The following is a 14,508-nucleotide window of genomic DNA, read 5'->3' as shown; positions in this document are numbered from 1 at the left end:
CCCCGAAGAAGGAGAACACCGACATGACCACCTCCGAACCCCCGGGCGACTGGCTGGAACTGTCCACCAGCGACGGTCCGATGCGCGTCTACCGCGTGCGCCCGGAGCACCCCGTCACCCCGCCCGCCGCGGTCCTGGTCCTGCAGGAGGCGTTCGGCGTCAACGACCACATCCAGGACGTCACGCGACGCGTCGCCGCGGAAGGCTACCTCGCACTGGCACCGGAACTGTTCCACCGCACCGGTGGCGGCACGATCGACTACGCCGACCGCGAGAAGGCGATGGCGCTGATCGACGCGATCACGCCGGACCAGATCGACACCGACGTCGTCGCAGTGCTGGAACACCTCGACGAGAAGGAGAACATTCCGGTCCAGCGAACCGCCGTACTGGGGTTCTGCTTCGGCGGCCGGGCGGCGTTCACCGCGGCGACCACCACTCTGGGACTCGGCGCCACCGTCGCCTTCTACGGCCCGGGCGTCGTCGCCGGGCCGCATGCGGTGCTCGATCGCATCGACAACATCACCGGGCCCGTGCTCATGATCGTCGGGGACCAGGACCCGACCATCCCGGCCGAGCATCGCGACGCGATCTCCAGCGCTGCCCGGCGCACCGGAGTGGACCTGCGGATGGCGGTGTTCCCCGGCGCGGGTCACGCCTTCCATTGCGACGCCCGCCCCGCGATGTACCACGAGGCCGCGGCGCGGCAGGCGTGGCAGCAGGCCACGTCGCTCCTCGCCGACGTTTTCGGGACCCCGGGGCGATGAGCACCGCCGATCTCGACGCCGATGTCCTGATCGTCGGTGCGGGCCCGAGTGGCCTGTTCGCCTCGTACTACGCGGGCCTGCGGGAGCTGTCCGTGGTGCTGCTCGATTCGCTGCCCGAGCCGGGTGGGCAGTTGATGGCTTTGTACCCGCAAAAGCCGGTGTACGACGTCGCCGGCCTGCCGGAGGTGACCGGTGCCGCACTGACGAAGGCGCTGGTCACCCAGGCCGAGGTCGCGGCTCCCACCTGGGTGCTCGGTGAACAGGCCACCACCTTGGATCGGAACCCGGCCGGTGGGGAACGCCGCTTCACCGTCACGACCGGCAGTGGGCGGAGAGTCCAGGCCGATGGGGTTGTCGTCGCCGCCGGGATCGGCAGCTTCCGGCCCCGCCGCCTCGACGCGGCAGAGCCGCATCTCGGTCGCGGGGTCAGCTATTCCCTCGGCGACCTGACCGACTACCACGCCAGGGACGTCGTGATCGTCGGCGGCGGCGACAGCGCCGTGGACTGGTCGTTGATGGTGGCGCCGGTCGCCCGCTCCCTGACCGTGGTGCACCGGCGCCGCACCCTCCGCGCTCACCCGCGCTCGGTCAGCCGGCTGCAGCAGACCGACGCCCGCATCATCCTCGACGCCGACGTGGTCGCCACCCACGGCGACGGCCGGCTCGAGGCGGTCACCGTGCGCGGACGGGACGGCGACGAGCAGCAGCTGCCCACCGACGCCCTCATCGCCGCTCTGGGCCACACCGCCGATCTCGGTCCCCTCGCCTCGTGGGGCTTCGACCTGACCGGCCGCCAGATCGTGGTCGACGAGCGGATGTCCACCAACGTCCCCGGCGTCTATGCGATCGGCGACGTGACCGCGCACCCCGGCAAGGTGCGCATCATGGCCGTCGGCTTCGGGGAAGCCGCGACCGCGATCAACAACCTGGCGGCGGCACTGCGCCCTGGTGAGGCAGTGTTCCCCGGCCACTCAACGGAACTGATGGACGCGGCGCGAATCGCGTGACGCGCTGTGGAAAGGAGGACCACCCATGCCATACGTGATCGGCGCGCAATGCGTCGACGAACTGGACGGGTCGTGTGTCGACGCCTGCCCCGTGGACTGCATCTACGAGGGCGCCCGCAAGCGCTACATCAACCCCCTGGAATGCATCGAGTGCGGCAACTGCCTGCCGGCCTGCCCAGTCGACGCCATCACGAAGGGACCACCGCCCGACGCTCCCGAATGGGCCGAGGACAACGCCCGGTTCTTCGCCGAGCCACTGCCCGGCAGGACCGAGCCCCTCGACTCACCAGGCGGCGCCTCGCTGCTCGGCCCGATCGGGGTCGACACCGAGCTGGCCGCGAGCACGGGCGAGGACCAGACCGGGTGAGCTTCTCCCCCACCGCCCCGGTCGACGTTGCGGTCCTGCCTCAGCACGGCCCAGCAGCGTGAACCCAAAGCTCGGCTGCGCGCGTGTTCGAGCACGTGCCTGACCAGCCAACGCGGAGTCCTCGTATACCCGCCTGCGGGCAACGCAGCTCGCCCGTGCCCCACGTCGCAAGGCGCGCAGCCCACCCGTCTGCGTCTCCAGCGACGAGCCGGAACCCGCTCGGCCGACGTGGACTGGCGCTCAATGCGGCGACGGGGCGGAAGGGGTGGTCCCGCCTGGGGGCCACCAGACCTCGTCGCACCCAGGCTCCTTTTTGTACAGTCCGGCACCCGGATCGAGCGGCACGACCCGCCGGCGCACCAGTGGTCAGCGAACGGCCAGCGGGAGGCCGCCGTCGACCGGGAAGTCGGCGCCGGTGATGTAGGACGAGGCGTCGGAGGCGAGGAAGAGCGTCATCTCCGCGATCTCCCTGGGCTCGCCGAACCGCTTGAGCGGGATGCGGTCGGCCAGCCAAACCTGCCGCTCACTCCCTGGTGAAGAGTGTCGCGCAGCCGGACCGCGGCGAGGTCCATCCGCCACTGCGTCAGGTAAGCCCCGGGACTCTGCCCGATCGCAGCCGGAAACCTGCGAGCGAGCGTCGCGCGGGACGCCGAGATCGCCGACGCCAGGGTGGTCGCGGTCCACGGCCGGGACGGCTCACGATGGATACGTTCCAGCGCCTCCCCGACGACCGGATCGGCCAGCATGCCGAGCCACGTCCCGCGCTGCTCGGCGGGCCAGGTCGCCAGCCAGGCCCGCAGCACCTGGATCAGCATGACGTCGGCGAGGCTGTTCAGCACGGCGGCCGTCGCCGGCTGCGGGTGGGCGAGTTGGCGGCCGAGCAGGCGCACCGCGTCGTCGAAACACGCCGCGCCGGCATCGGCGCGCACGTGGACCAGCGGAGGAAGCGCCCGGAGCACCTGGGTGCGCACCGCCGGGTCGTGGTCGTAGTGAATGGTCACCAGCCGGGTCCGCGCCGGCGCCGACCCGATCGTGACCGTCTCGCCGGACTCGCGGGCACGCGCTGCGCCCGCCGCGTCGCAGGCGCGGGCCGTGACGCCGGGCGCGCTCGCGAGCGTGTGCACGGTCCCGGCCGCCAGCAACACGACATCGCCGGTCGTGAGCTCGCGCGGCTCCGCGCCATCCACGATCAGCCACGCGCTGCCGGACGTGATGGCGTGCATCGCCTCGCCGGGACAGTCCTCCAGGCGGATCCCCCACGTGCCACCGGCCTCGATCCGGGTGCCGATCGTGCCCCGGACACCGGAAACGGCGAGCACGTCAGCCAGTACTTCCAGCAACCGCACTCGTCACCGGAGCCATCCGGGACCTCGGCAGGCATTTCGCCCGGGAACTGCTGGAGCGGGGAGCGGCCAAGGTCTACGCCACGGCACGACGGCCGGAGATGGTCGATCTTCCGGGCGTCGAGGTGCTGCCGCTGGACGTCACCGACCCCCGCGTCGGTCGCGGCGGCCGCCGCCGTGGCCGGGGACGTCACCCTGCTGGTCAACAACGCCGGAGTCTCCTGCGGAGTCAACCTCGTCGACGGGGATCTTCTACGGCACCCTGGCGATGATCCGGGCCTTCGCGCCTGCGCTGGGCAGCAACGGCGGCGGCGCAATCCTCAACGTGCTGTCGAACCTGTCGTGGCTGAGCTACGACGGAAACAACGCCTACGCCGTCGCCAAGTCCGCGGAGTGGAGCCTGACGAACGGCGTCCGGCTCGAGCTGGCCGGTCAGGGCACGCTCGTCAGCGGCGTGGTCTTCGGCCCCACCGCGACCGAGACCATGCGCACGCACGCGAGCGACGCGGTGATGAACGATCCGGTGGACATCGTCCGGACCGCGCTCGACGGGATCGAGGCCGGCACGACCGAGATCATCGCCGATCGGTTCGGCGCGGAGGCGAAGGCCGCGCTGTCCGGGCCGCCCCGGGGATTCGTCCTGGAGACGGTTCCCCGCGGATAGCGGGCGCGCAGGCCGACGTGTTCCGGTCGGCCTGCCCTGCCACCATCACGCAAGCCCACCGTCGCGGTAGAGGCCCTCGATCACGCCCGAATACTTGTCAGCGATCGCTCGGCGGCGCAGCTTCATCGTGGGTGTGAGCTCGTGGCCGGGCAACCACTCGGCGTCCAGGACGGCGAACTTCTTGATCTGCTCGACGCGAGCGAGAGCCGCGTTCGCGGCGTCGATCTGTGCCTGGACGGCAGCTGACAGCGCCGCGTCGGTGTCGCCGGGGCCGAACGCCGCACGATTCGGCACAACCAGGCACACGTTGTAGGGGCGCCGATCTCCGATGACGCACACCTGGCTGATCGCACGACCAGCGGCGAGCACTGCCATCTCGATGTTGGCCGGAGACATGTTCTTGCCGGCCGCGTTGATGATGAGCTCCTTCTTGCGGTCGACGATCCACACGAATCCGTCTCCGTCGATCCGGGCGACGTCACCTGTGTGGAACCAGCCGTTCGCGTCGATCGCTTCCGCCGTCTTCTCGGGCAGGCCACGGTAGCGGCGCATGACTTGAGCGCTTCGAACGAGAAGCTCACCGTCGTCGGCGAGCGCGAGTTCGACGCCGCTCAACGGCTTGCCGACGCTTCCCGGCCGCCGGCTGGCCGGCGTGCTGATCGTGACCAGACAGGACAGCTCCGACATCCCCAGCACCTCGCAGAGCGGAAGACCGAGGGCGTCAAAGAACTCCACGACACTCGGCGGTGTGGGCGCAGCGCCGGTGTTGACCCAAGTGGCAGCGTCCAGTCCGAGGCGTTCGCGGACGTGGGCGGCGAGCGCCGGGTTCTCGAGTACGTCGGAGACGAGGTCGCCTTCGTATTCCTCCTCTGCGCGGACCTTGAGCTTCTCCCAGATCCGGGGAACTGCGCCGAAGATCGTCGGACGGACCTCCGCGATCGCATCGAACAGCTGGGACGCATCAGCTACCGATGTCACCGTATTGCCGTAGGTCATGAAGGCCGAGTAGTGCGAAGCCCATCGGTCGGCCACGTGGGCCGCCGGCAGAAAGCTGATCTGGCGGCCGCCGCCGCTCAGTGGCAGGGACGAATGCACTCCACGGAGCTCCTCGAGCATGCCCCGGTGTGTCAGTTCGACACCCTTGGGCGGCCCCGTGGTTCCCGACGTGTAGATCAACGTCAGGAGATCGTCCGGTCCCACGCCTGCGGACGAGAAGTCGAACTCGGTCGTGTCCGCGGCAAGTTCCGGCGCGAGCCCGTCGATCACCAGCACCTGCTCCAACGGAGTGCCCAGTCGTCGGGTTGCCTCCACCACGCCCGCGAAGGTTCGTTCCGTCACGAGGAGGCGTGCTCCGGAATCGACGAGGACGTGTCTCAGCTGCTCGGCCGGCGAAGTGTGGTAGAGGCTGAACGGCGCGGCGCCCAGGAACATGACAGCGGCGTCGACGACGTGGAACTCCGGCCGGTTGCGCAGCATGAGGGCCACGACGTCACCGCGACCGACACCTCGCTCCCGGAGACGGCTCGCCACTTCACCGATGCGGGCCAGCACCTGGCGGTATGTCCACTCGACCTTCGACTCGGGTGACCGGAGGGCCGGCTGATCGGGTCGCGCGGTAGCGGTCGCGAGGAGGACCTCGCACAACGAGCTGGACTGCTCCAGCCGCGCATCGGGTGAACTGTGCGACACGGACCTTCCTTCACGGGTCGACGTGCGTTCGCGCACGAGGTCAGTTCCCGCGCACCCGCTTCGCGAACCCCACGATGTCGGCGACCGCCGCCTTTGTGCTGGCACCGACGTAGTGGCGGAAGATGACCTCGGCACCGTGGACGATGCCCAGGTTCACCCGTGCCGACACCGCGACGCCGGCTCGCGCGAGCTTGCGGGCGAAGGCAATTCCCTCGTCGCGCAGTGGATCCAGCTCGTTGACCGAGATCACGAACGGCGGTAGACCGCGCAGATCCTCTTCGGTGGCGTAGTAGGGCCACGCGATGGGGTCTTCGGTGTGCTCGCCGTGCGGGTCGTAGGCACGGACGAGGAGAGCCATCATGCCTGTCTCGATGAAGTACCCGTCGTTCTCGACCAGCGAAGGCAGCTCGGCGAGTCGCCGTTCGCGGTCCCACCCGTAACGACCGCTGATGTACGGAACGCTGGCGTAGACGCCGTCGATGACGTCGATCCCCCGCCGCTTCGCGAGCAGTGCCGTGGCGATCGCCAGGTTGCCGCCGCCCGACTCACCTTGGATGACGACCGACGAGACGCCGAGCTCGCCCCTGTGCTCGTGGACCCACACCGCACCGGTGAGGCAGTCCTCGACCCCGGCGGGGAAGGGGTCGTGGGTCGCCGCGGTGCAGGCATTGCGGAAATCGACCATCACGACGACCGCACCGGCGAGGGCGACGTCGGTGCACCAGCGGCGGTGCACCGGATTGTCGGTGGTCAGGATCGCCATGCCGCCGCCGTGCGTGTAGACGACGCCGGGCAACGGGCCGTCCACGCCACGCGGCCGGAAGATGTGCAGGGTGATCTCGTTGCCGTCCACACCGGTGATGCTTGCGGTGCTCACGTCGACGTCGTCACTGTCGCCGGGCAGTGACAGGTCGATCGTCTCGTACAGCGCCTGGAACCCGTCGTGTGCGGCGCGGACGGCCGCCAGCACGGTCTCGAGGTCGTCGGACGAGGAGACGGGCGGGGGCGCTCCGGTGACCTCGAGTCCGACGGCAGCGAGGCCGGCGAGCATTGCCGGGGAGAAGCGCTCGTCACTCACGGGTGAGCGGGCCTCGTCGCCGAGTCGGCCTGGCAATCCGGGGGCGGCAAGGAACGGGGTCGCAGTCATGCCCACCTCATCGTGGTCTCGGTCACATTGCGCATCACTGTAGGTCGAGACGTTACGTTTGGCAATAGGTAACAGGCGTCCCGGTTCAGGGGGTCGCGCGGCGGGCGTGGACGCCGGCTCGCGAACTGGGAATACCAGGCGACAAGCCCGGGGTCGTCGACACTGGCCGGGTCCGGAACGCCGCCGCGTTGCAGCTCGATCAGCTGCAGCGCCCGGGTGGTCGGCACGAGCGACCGGCCCTCCCCTCGAAGAACTTCCGCAGTCGGGACAACGACGCGCTCATCGCCGCTGCCCGACCGACATCCGCTCGGCCGCCCTCGTGGCACTGCACTCGGCCATCAACGTGTCGAACGCCAGCAGCAGGTTGAGCAGTCATCACCACAACACAATGGCGGTTCGCCAGGATCGCGACGCGTGCTGCTCTGCACCTACCGTGGGGGGTTGAACCAGGCGCCAGCCGAGGGATACTTCGACACGAAATCGAGTCGATCGAAGAGCCGCGAGAGCTGATCGGCTTCATCGTGCACGCCACCCGGGTCAAGTTCGAGCAGTGGTCAGACCTGATGCCGCAGGTCGTCGCCGCCGCGCCGCGATTAACCCTCGGCCGACCGAGACTCTCCTGACCTCGGCCGGCGACACCCGCATTCACCGCAAGGAATGACTACGCGAGCAGCTCGTCGCGGTAGATGCTGAAACGGACTGTGCGCGCGGCGTCGGCGAGGGTGGGCCGCAGTCGCAGCCATGCCTCGCCCCGGCCGCCGGCGAGGGTCAGCGCGGCCACCACGGCGCCGGCCTTGTCGGTGATCGCCGCGGACATCGACGAGCGGCCCGTGATGTCGCGGTGCACCGCGATCCGCCCGTCCCGCACAGGATTGCCGTCGGGGCCGTCGAACGCGCTGAACAGCAATCCGGCCGACGAAGCGTCCGCGCGGAGCCTGCTGCCCTCGTGCACCTCCGGCGTGCCGCGACCGGCGTGCGCGAGGCTGACGACGAGCGCTTCGTCCTGGTCGAGAACGCTGAGGTAGGCGGTCCTGCCGGTCGCCGCCGCCAGCTCACGGATGTGGCGGGACGTGTCGCGCTGGATCCTGCGCACGCACGGGGCGGAGCTGCCGATCGCCCACACCCGGGTCGCGAGGCGGTAGCGGCCGTCGGCCTGCTGTTCGAGGCCACCCCACTCGGTCAGCTCCCGCACCATCCGCCACGCCGTCGCGACGGGAAGCCCGGTGCGGGCGGCGATCTGGGTGACCTGCAGCGGCCCGGACGCCCGCTCCACCGCGTCCAGCACCGACAGCACGCGGGCGGCGACACTTCGAGGCGGCATCGCTGCGCTCCCTTCCCCTACTCCGCGCGGAAACTAACACGCGGTCCGACAACGGCAGCCGTCGTCCCACTCCGTGAACGCTTTCCGGAGAGTGAAAACGCGAGCCCGGCCGCGACGATTCCGGCACACATACTCGGCCCGTGCTACGACGAAGCTCCCTCCTCCTGTGCGGGGCGGCCGTGCTCACCGCCTGCGGTACCGGCACCGCCGAGAACGGCCCGCCGGCCACGCTCAGGGCCGGCCTCGCCGCGCCGATCGGCTGCCTCGATCCACATCAGACCCCGCAGACCCCGAACCTCCAGGTGTCCCGCCAGTTCGTGGACTCGCTCACCGACCAGGACCCGCAGACCGGCGAGATCGTGCCGTGGCTGGCGGAGTCGTGGACGGTCGACGAGCGGGCCACGCGGTTCACGTTCACCTTGCGCGACGGTGTCACCTTCAGCGACGGCACCCCGCTGGACGCCGCCGCGGTCGTCGCCAACCTCGACGACGTGGCCGCGCTCGGCGCCCGGTCCCCGCTCGGCGCCACCTACCTCGCCGGGTACGCGGGCGCCACCGCGTCCGGCCCGCGCACCGTCGAGGTGCGCTTCGACACCCCGAGCGCGCAGTTCCTGCAGGCCACGTCCATGGTGACGCTCGGCATGCTCTCGCCGAAGACCTTGGCGGAGACCCCGGAGAAGCGGTGCGCGGGCACGCTCACCGGTTCCGGCCCGTTCGTGCTCGACGCGGTGGCGCTCAACGAGGAGGTGCGGCTCACCGCCCGCGAGGGCTACGCGTGGGCCAGCGACCTGGCCACGCGCCAGGGCACCCCACGGGTGCGCACGCTGGTCTTCGCGATCGTCACCGATCCGAGCGCACGGCACGGCAGCCTCGTCTCCGGTCAGCTCGACGCCGACCTGCAGGTTCTCCAGCAGGACGAAGCGTCGTTCGGCGGCGATGGCGAGGGTCCCCGGCTGCTGACCGGCACCCGGCCCGGCGTCGTGTACACGGTGCTGCCCAACGAATCGCGGCCGGCGTTGCGTGATCCCGCGGTGCGCCGCGCGGTGGGCCTCGCGCTGGACCGCGCGGAGTTCGCGCCGCTGTTGTCGGCAGGCGAGCGCCCGGCGACCGACGTCCTCGCCTCGACCACGCCCGGCTACGCCGACCGGTCGCGGGACCTGGCCTCCGACCGGCGTGAGGCGGTCCGCCTGCTCGACGCGGCGGGGCTGCGACCCGGCGCGGACGGCGTGCGGGCGTCGTTCACGCTGGTGTACTCGGCGACCGAACGGTACGGCGCGGTCTACCAGCTCATGGCCCAGCAGCTGGCCGAGGTCGGGATCGAGCTGCGGGTCACACCGCTGGACGACGCCACCAACAGCGCACGCCAGAGCGCCGGTGACTACGACTTCGTGTCGTGGGCCGTCACCCGGGGCGACCCGGCGGTGCTGGCGAGCCTGTACCCGGTGGCGAGCGCGAACCCGTTGCGCCGCAACGCACCGGACGAGCTGGACACCGCGATCGCGGCGATCGCCACCGTCCTCGCCCCCGAGGAGCGGGCACGGGCCGTGGACACGGCCGCGAAGGCGATCCTCGCCGGCGGGCACGGCATCCCGTTGTTCGAACAGGCCTCGTCGATCGGTCTGGCACCCCGGGTGTCCGGGGTGCGGCTGGACGGTTCGGGCCGTCCGATCTTCTCCGACGCGGAGGTGGACGCATGACGTGGCACGACTTCGGTGACGGGCGCGCGGTGACCGCCGCCTCGTTCGTCGCCGCGGCACGGTCGCTGCTGGACGCGGCGGTCGACGCCGCCGGTGGCGGGGAGGAGACCAGGGCCGACTTCGTCGCCGGCCTCGCCGCGTGCCTGGCCACCTCCGGTCCCTACGCGACCCTCCGCCTCGACGCGGGACTCGTCGACCAGGGCGTGCGCGGCGAACTGGCCGCGAACGCCGACGCGGTCTCGGCACTGGTGCTGGACCTCGTCGCGGACGCACCGCCACCGCGACAGACTGGTCCCGCCGACATCCACAGCAGCTGCGTCGGCTACTCGTGGATCCCGCCGGTGGTCCGCAGGCTCATCGGCGGGCCGGAGCTGCATCCGGCACGCAACCTGTACAACGAGTGGCTGTGGCAGCTCGTGCTGCTGCGGGACGCGTTGATCCCGTTCACGAACCCGGCCGAGGTGCCGGTGCTCGCCGGGCCCGACGGGCTGACCCGCCTGCAGGACGCCCGTGACTGGTTCGCGGTCCAGGTCATGACCCGTCGCATCGCGCACGAGGCGATCGTGCGGTTCGCCGCCGAGGTCGTCGCCGGCGCACGGGCCGAGGGCGCGTACGGGTTCCAGCACGGCGGTGCGGTGGTGCTGCCGCCGGTCGCGCTGGACGGGCCGGTGCTCGGCCCGGCATACCTGCTGACCTACCGCACGGGCACGCTCGTGCCGGAGGACGTCGCGTTCTTCGTACCCGCCACGGGCCAGGAGACGGCCACCCTGTCCGCGCCCGCGAAGGCGGCGGGTGAGGTCGAGGTGGTCAGCCTGTCCGACCGGCACGTCCCCGGTCCGCCAGGACCGGCGGGGACCCGCACGCTCACGCTCGTCGTGGGCTTCGACGGGCACGAGTGGACGGCCGACCTCGGGCAGGCGCTGCGCGGGCACCGGTACGCCGCGCGGCCGAGTGGTCCACAACGGACGTCCACCTCGGACACGGCCACGTGGTCGGGGTGTGCGGTGCTGCGGGAGGACGGCGTGGTCGCCGTGCCCGACGGCGGGCTCATCCCGACCGGCGGCCAGCGCGCGCTGACACTGGCGCTGCTGGGCAGGCTGCGGCCGGGGAACGTCGTGCTCTGGACCGGCCAGGACGTGGAGCCGGGCAGCGTGCTCCTCGACGTCAGGGGCTGACCGTGCGCCGGTTCGTCCTGCGGCGGGCCGGGCAGGCCGCCGTCGTGGTGCTGGCTGCCTACACGCTGACGTTCGCCGCGTTCCACCTGCTGCCCGCCGACCCGGTGCGGATCATGATCGGTCCGGAGAACGCGGTCGACGAGGCGAGGGTGGCCGCGCTGCGTGCCGAGTTCGGGTTGGACCGGCCCGCGTGGGTCAGGTACGCCGACGGGCTGTGGCGCGCGCTGCGCGGTGACTTCGGCACGTCGTTCCAGACCGGCCGCGGAGTCGGCGCGACGATCGCCGACGCGGCACCCAGGACGCTGGCGTTGGCCGGCGCGGCGCTGCTTCTGGCCGTGCCGCTGGGGTTCGTGATCGCCTGGCTGGCCGCGCACACCGGCAGGCCGTGGTTGCGCCGCTTGCTCGGTGGCCTGCCGGGGCTGTCGCTGTCGATGCCGACGTTCTGGCTCGGCCTGGTGTTGCTGCAGGTGTTCTCGTTCGGGTTGCGGCTGTTCCCGGCTCGCGGCGACGGGCCGGCGGGGCTCGTGCTGCCCGCGGTGACGCTGGCCGTGCCGTCGTCGGCGTTCGTGGCGCAGGTGCTGTCGGTGCGGCTGCTGGCGGAGATGCGGCAGCCCTACGTGAGCACCGCACGTGCGAAGGGCGCGTCGGTGGCGCGGGTGGTGTCGGTGCACGCGCTGCGCAACGCCGCGATGCCCGCGCTGACCATGGTGGCGCTCCTGGCAGGCTGGCTGCTGTCCGGCTCGGTCGTGGTGGAGACGGTGTTCGCGCGCAACGGGCTCGGCCGGCTCGTGGAGACCGCGGTGACGACCCGGGACCTGCCGGTGCTGCAAGGGCTGGTGGTGGTCACGACCGCGCTCGTCACGGTGCTGGCGCTCGCCGTGGACCTGCTGCACCCGCTGGTCGACCCGAGGGAGCGCGGGTGATGTTCCGCAGACCCGGCGTACTGGCGGCCGTTGCCGTGCTGGTGGTGGTCGTGGCGGCCGCCCTGGCGCCCGGGCTGTTCACCGCGGCGGATCCGGTGCGGGGTGCGATCGCCGAGCGGTTGCGGCCGCCCGGTGCCGCTCACCCCTTCGGCACCGACGAACTGGGACGGGACCTGTTCGCGCGAGTGGTGCACGGATCGGCGGCGTCGCTGTCGGCGGCCGTCCTGGCGGTGGGCATCGCGGTGCTCGCCGGGTCTGCGCTCGGACTGGTGGCCGGCACTGCTCGTGGTGCCGTCGACGACGTGGTGATGCGGGCGGTGGAGGTGCTGCTCGCGGTGCCGTCGTTCCTGCTCGTGCTGATGGTGGTCGCCGTACTCGGTCCCGGCACGGGCAACGTGGCGATCGCCGTCGGGGTGTCCGCGGCCGCGGTGTTCGCGCGGATCATGCGAGCCGAGGTCGTCCGGGTCCGCGGTGCGGGGTACGTGGAGGCGGCCGTCGTGTGCGGCACCGGCAGGAACACGACGCTGATGACGCACGTGCTGCCGAACGCGGCGAGCCCGGTCGCCGCGCTGGCGGCACTCGAGCTGGGCAACGCGATCCTCACGGTGGCGGCGGTCGGGTTCCTCGGGTTCGGCGCCCCGCCGCCGGAGCCGGAGTGGGGCTCGCTGATCGCGGCGGGCCGCCCCTTCCTCGCCTCGGCGTGGTGGCTCACCACGCTGCCTGGCCTCGTCATCGTGGCCGTGGTGCTCGCGGTCAACCACCTCGGCCACACGTTGCGATCGGAGAACCGATGCTGACCGTACGGAACCTGACCGTCCACTACGGACGCGACGCCGCCCTGACGGGCGCGGACCTCACCGTCCCCGCCGGCCAGGTGGTGGCCGTGGTCGGCGAGTCCGGGTCGGGCAAGTCGACGCTCGCGCACGCCGCGGTGGGCCTGCTGCCGCCGACGGCGCGGGTCGGTGGCGCGATCACGTTCGACGGGACACGCGTCGAACGGCTCCCGGACCGCCGGTGGCGGCACCTGCGCGGGCGGCGGATCGGGTTCGTGCCGCAGGACCCGGGGACCGCGCTCAACCCGCTGATGACCGTGCGCGCTCAGGTCGCGGAAGCGTTGCGGTTGACCGGGAACCCGGCCGACCCGGCCGCGGAGCTGGCGCGCGTGGGGATTCCCGATCCGGACCGGGTGCTCGCCGCGTACCCGCACCAGTTGTCGGGCGGCTACCGGCAGCGGGTGCTGATCGGGATGGCGCTCGCGGGCCGGCCCGCGTTGCTGATCGCGGACGAGCCGACGTCGGCACTCGACACGACCGTGCAGAAGACCGTGCTGGACCTGCTCGCCTCCGTGGCGGCGGACGGCACGAGCGTCCTGCTGGTCACGCACGACCTCGGCGTCGCGGCCGACCGGGCGGACCGGGTGGCCGTCATGTCCGGTGGCCGCATCGTGGAGGAGGGCCCGACGGCGGCCGTGCTCGGCGACCCGCGGGACCCGTACACCCGCCTGCTGCTCGACTCGGCGCCGCGTCCCCGGACCGCACGGCCGCCGGTGGCCGAACCCCTGCTGGAGGTGCGTGACCTGCGCAAGTCGTTCGGCAGGACCGTCGCCGTGGACGGTGTGTCGTTCACGCTGGGCAGGGCGGGCGCACTCGGGCTCGTCGGTGCGTCCGGGTCCGGGAAGTCGACGATCGCGCGGGTCGTCACCGGGTTGACCGAGCCGGCGGGCGGCAGCGTGCTCGTGGCGGGTACGCCGCCGGTGGCCGGACGTGGCCGGGTGCAGTTCGTGGCGCAGAACCCGTTCGGTTCGCTGGATCCGCGGTGGCGTGTCGGCCGGATCGTCGCGGAACCGTTGCGGGGCATCGGCAGGGCCGAACGGCGGCGGCGGGTGCTCGAGTTGCTCGCGGACGTCGGGCTGCCCACCTCGTACGTCTCGCGCAGGCCGTCCGCGCTGTCGGGTGGGCAACGGCAGCGCGTGGCGATCGCGCGTGCGCTGGCGTCGAGGCCGGACCTGATCGTGCTCGACGAGCCGGTGTCCGCGCTGGACGCCGTGACGCGCGCGCAGATCCTGGACCTGTTGCGGCGGCTGCGCGACCGGCACGGGCTGGCGTACCTGCTGATCTCGCACGACCTCGCGGTGGTCGCGTCCGCCGCCGACCACCTCGTGGTGCTGCGGAACGGCCGCGTCGTGGAATCGGGCCCGACGGCGGACGTGCTGGCCGCGCCGGCGGCCGCGTTCACCCGCGAACTGCTCGCCGCGGTTCCCGGGCGCCGGTCAGTGCACCAGGCGTTGTGACTCGCGAGGTTGTGGACGGCTGCCAGGTTGGTGCGCAGCGAGCAGGTCCGCGGCCGCGGTATCGGCTACGTCCACCCGTCGCTGCGTTCCTGCACCGCCCTCGGGCTGCGCCGCAGCT

The 14,508-nt window shown here is 71.8% G+C and carries 13 protein-coding genes and 1 pseudogene; 9 read left to right on the top strand and 5 right to left on the bottom strand.

Translation table 11 applies throughout. The features are described from left to right. The first annotated feature begins 23 nt into the window (after nucleotides 1-23). The 3 genes from ACCP09_RS13350 to ACCP09_RS13340 are packed head-to-tail and all read left to right on the top strand — an operon-like array spanning nucleotide 24 to nucleotide 2,141. Nucleotides 24-767: a dienelactone hydrolase family protein gene (locus ACCP09_RS13350; protein ID WP_400987107.1), complete on the top strand. Its 744-nt coding sequence runs from the start codon at nucleotides 24-26 to the stop codon at nucleotides 765-767. Continuing rightward, nucleotides 764-1,774, top strand: a complete 1,011-nt coding sequence (locus ACCP09_RS13345; protein ID WP_433746310.1) for an NAD(P)/FAD-dependent oxidoreductase — start codon at nucleotides 764-766, stop codon at nucleotides 1,772-1,774. The genes ACCP09_RS13350 and ACCP09_RS13345 overlap by 4 nt, the downstream gene beginning before the upstream one ends. Nucleotides 1,775-1,799: 25 nt before the next feature. After that, nucleotides 1,800-2,141 carry an indolepyruvate ferredoxin oxidoreductase subunit alpha gene (locus ACCP09_RS13340; RefSeq protein WP_433746307.1) on the top strand — a complete coding sequence of 114 codons (342 nt, stop codon included), beginning with the start codon at nucleotides 1,800-1,802 and terminating at the stop codon, nucleotides 2,139-2,141. Between the two features lie 366 nt (nucleotides 2,142-2,507). Here the strand turns inward: ACCP09_RS13340 and ACCP09_RS13335 are convergent. Both ACCP09_RS13335 and ACCP09_RS13330 read right to left on the bottom strand, forming a co-directional pair. Beyond that, nucleotides 2,508-2,663: pseudogene (locus tag ACCP09_RS13335) on the bottom strand (SDR family oxidoreductase); the annotation flags it as partial. Next, a complete protein-coding gene (locus ACCP09_RS13330) occupies nucleotides 2,594-3,478 on the bottom strand; it encodes a cupin domain-containing protein (protein WP_433747047.1) in 885 nt (294 codons plus the stop codon). The pseudogene ACCP09_RS13335 and the gene ACCP09_RS13330, both read right to left, overlap by 70 nt. 274 nt (nucleotides 3,479-3,752) lie before the next feature. Here ACCP09_RS13330 and ACCP09_RS13325 point away from each other — a divergent pair, with 274 nt between their 5' ends. Then, a complete protein-coding gene (locus ACCP09_RS13325) occupies nucleotides 3,753-4,148 on the top strand; it encodes an SDR family NAD(P)-dependent oxidoreductase (RefSeq protein WP_378362696.1) in 396 nt (131 codons plus the stop codon). 45 nt (nucleotides 4,149-4,193) lie between these two features. On the opposite strand, the gene ACCP09_RS13320 is transcribed toward ACCP09_RS13325, so the two are convergent. The 3 genes from ACCP09_RS13320 to ACCP09_RS13310 form a co-directional block, all read right to left on the bottom strand. Further along, nucleotides 4,194-5,837: an AMP-dependent synthetase/ligase gene (locus ACCP09_RS13320; RefSeq protein ID WP_433746304.1), complete on the bottom strand. Its 1,644-nt coding sequence runs from the start codon at nucleotides 5,835-5,837 to the stop codon at nucleotides 4,194-4,196. A 40-nt stretch (nucleotides 5,838-5,877) separates the two neighbouring features. Next, complete coding sequence (locus tag ACCP09_RS13315) at nucleotides 5,878-6,915, bottom strand: alpha/beta hydrolase fold domain-containing protein (RefSeq protein WP_433746302.1); 1,038 nt, start codon at nucleotides 6,913-6,915, stop codon at nucleotides 5,878-5,880. Nucleotides 6,916-7,645: 730 nt separating this feature from the next. Beyond that, nucleotides 7,646-8,305 carry a helix-turn-helix domain-containing protein gene (locus ACCP09_RS13310; protein WP_433746299.1) on the bottom strand — a complete coding sequence of 220 codons (660 nt, stop codon included), beginning with the start codon at nucleotides 8,303-8,305 and terminating at the stop codon, nucleotides 7,646-7,648. Nucleotides 8,306-8,445: 140 nt separating this feature from the next. Between ACCP09_RS13310 and ACCP09_RS13305 the strand changes: the two genes are divergently transcribed. The 5 genes from ACCP09_RS13305 to ACCP09_RS13285 are packed head-to-tail and all read left to right on the top strand — an operon-like array spanning nucleotide 8,446 to nucleotide 14,390. Continuing rightward, a complete protein-coding gene (locus tag ACCP09_RS13305; protein WP_433746296.1) occupies nucleotides 8,446-10,002 on the top strand; it encodes an ABC transporter substrate-binding protein in 1,557 nt (518 codons plus the stop codon). Then, on the top strand, nucleotides 9,999-11,177 hold the full coding sequence (locus ACCP09_RS13300) for a hypothetical protein (protein ID WP_433746294.1): 1,179 nt from the start codon (nucleotides 9,999-10,001) through the stop codon (nucleotides 11,175-11,177). The genes ACCP09_RS13305 and ACCP09_RS13300 overlap by 4 nt, the downstream gene beginning before the upstream one ends. 2 nt (nucleotides 11,178-11,179) lie before the next feature. After that, nucleotides 11,180-12,100, top strand: a complete 921-nt coding sequence (locus ACCP09_RS13295) for an ABC transporter permease (RefSeq protein ID WP_433746291.1) — start codon at nucleotides 11,180-11,182, stop codon at nucleotides 12,098-12,100. Next, entirely contained in the window at nucleotides 12,100-12,897 is a 798-nt protein-coding gene (locus tag ACCP09_RS13290; RefSeq protein ID WP_433746289.1) for an ABC transporter permease, read from the top strand. The genes ACCP09_RS13295 and ACCP09_RS13290 overlap by 1 nt, the downstream gene beginning before the upstream one ends. Next, entirely contained in the window at nucleotides 12,891-14,390 is a 1,500-nt protein-coding gene (locus ACCP09_RS13285) for an ATP-binding cassette domain-containing protein (RefSeq protein ID WP_433746287.1), read from the top strand. Before ACCP09_RS13290 ends, ACCP09_RS13285 begins: the two co-directional genes overlap by 7 nt. Nucleotides 14,391-14,508 lie beyond the last annotated feature (118 nt).

The sequence above is a fragment of the Amycolatopsis sp. 3B14 genome (genome assembly GCF_050958625.1).
Lineage (GTDB): Bacteria > Actinomycetota > Actinomycetes > Mycobacteriales > Pseudonocardiaceae > Amycolatopsis_E > Amycolatopsis_E thermoflava.
This window is presented reverse-complemented; position numbering and strand designations above follow the sequence as displayed.

Bases quoted from the DNA above. Each gene is read 5' to 3' on its own strand.
- ACCP09_RS13310 (WP_433746299.1), bottom strand. From the start codon at position 8,305: ATGCCGCCTCGAAGTGTCGCCGCCCGCGTGCTGTCGGTGCTGGACGCG.
- ACCP09_RS13350 (WP_400987107.1), top strand. From the start codon at position 24: ATGACCACCTCCGAACCCCCGGGCGACTGGCTGGAACTGTCCACCAGC.
- ACCP09_RS13325 (WP_378362696.1), top strand. From the start codon at position 3,753: ATGATCCGGGCCTTCGCGCCTGCGCTGGGCAGCAACGGCGGCGGCGCA.
- ACCP09_RS13300 (WP_433746294.1), top strand. From the start codon at position 9,999: ATGACGTGGCACGACTTCGGTGACGGGCGCGCGGTGACCGCCGCCTCG.
- ACCP09_RS13290 (WP_433746289.1), top strand. From the start codon at position 12,100: ATGTTCCGCAGACCCGGCGTACTGGCGGCCGTTGCCGTGCTGGTGGTG.
- ACCP09_RS13340 (WP_433746307.1), top strand. From the start codon at position 1,800: ATGCCATACGTGATCGGCGCGCAATGCGTCGACGAACTGGACGGGTCG.
- ACCP09_RS13345 (WP_433746310.1), top strand. From the start codon at position 764: ATGAGCACCGCCGATCTCGACGCCGATGTCCTGATCGTCGGTGCGGGC.
- ACCP09_RS13285 (WP_433746287.1), top strand. From the start codon at position 12,891: ATGCTGACCGTACGGAACCTGACCGTCCACTACGGACGCGACGCCGCC.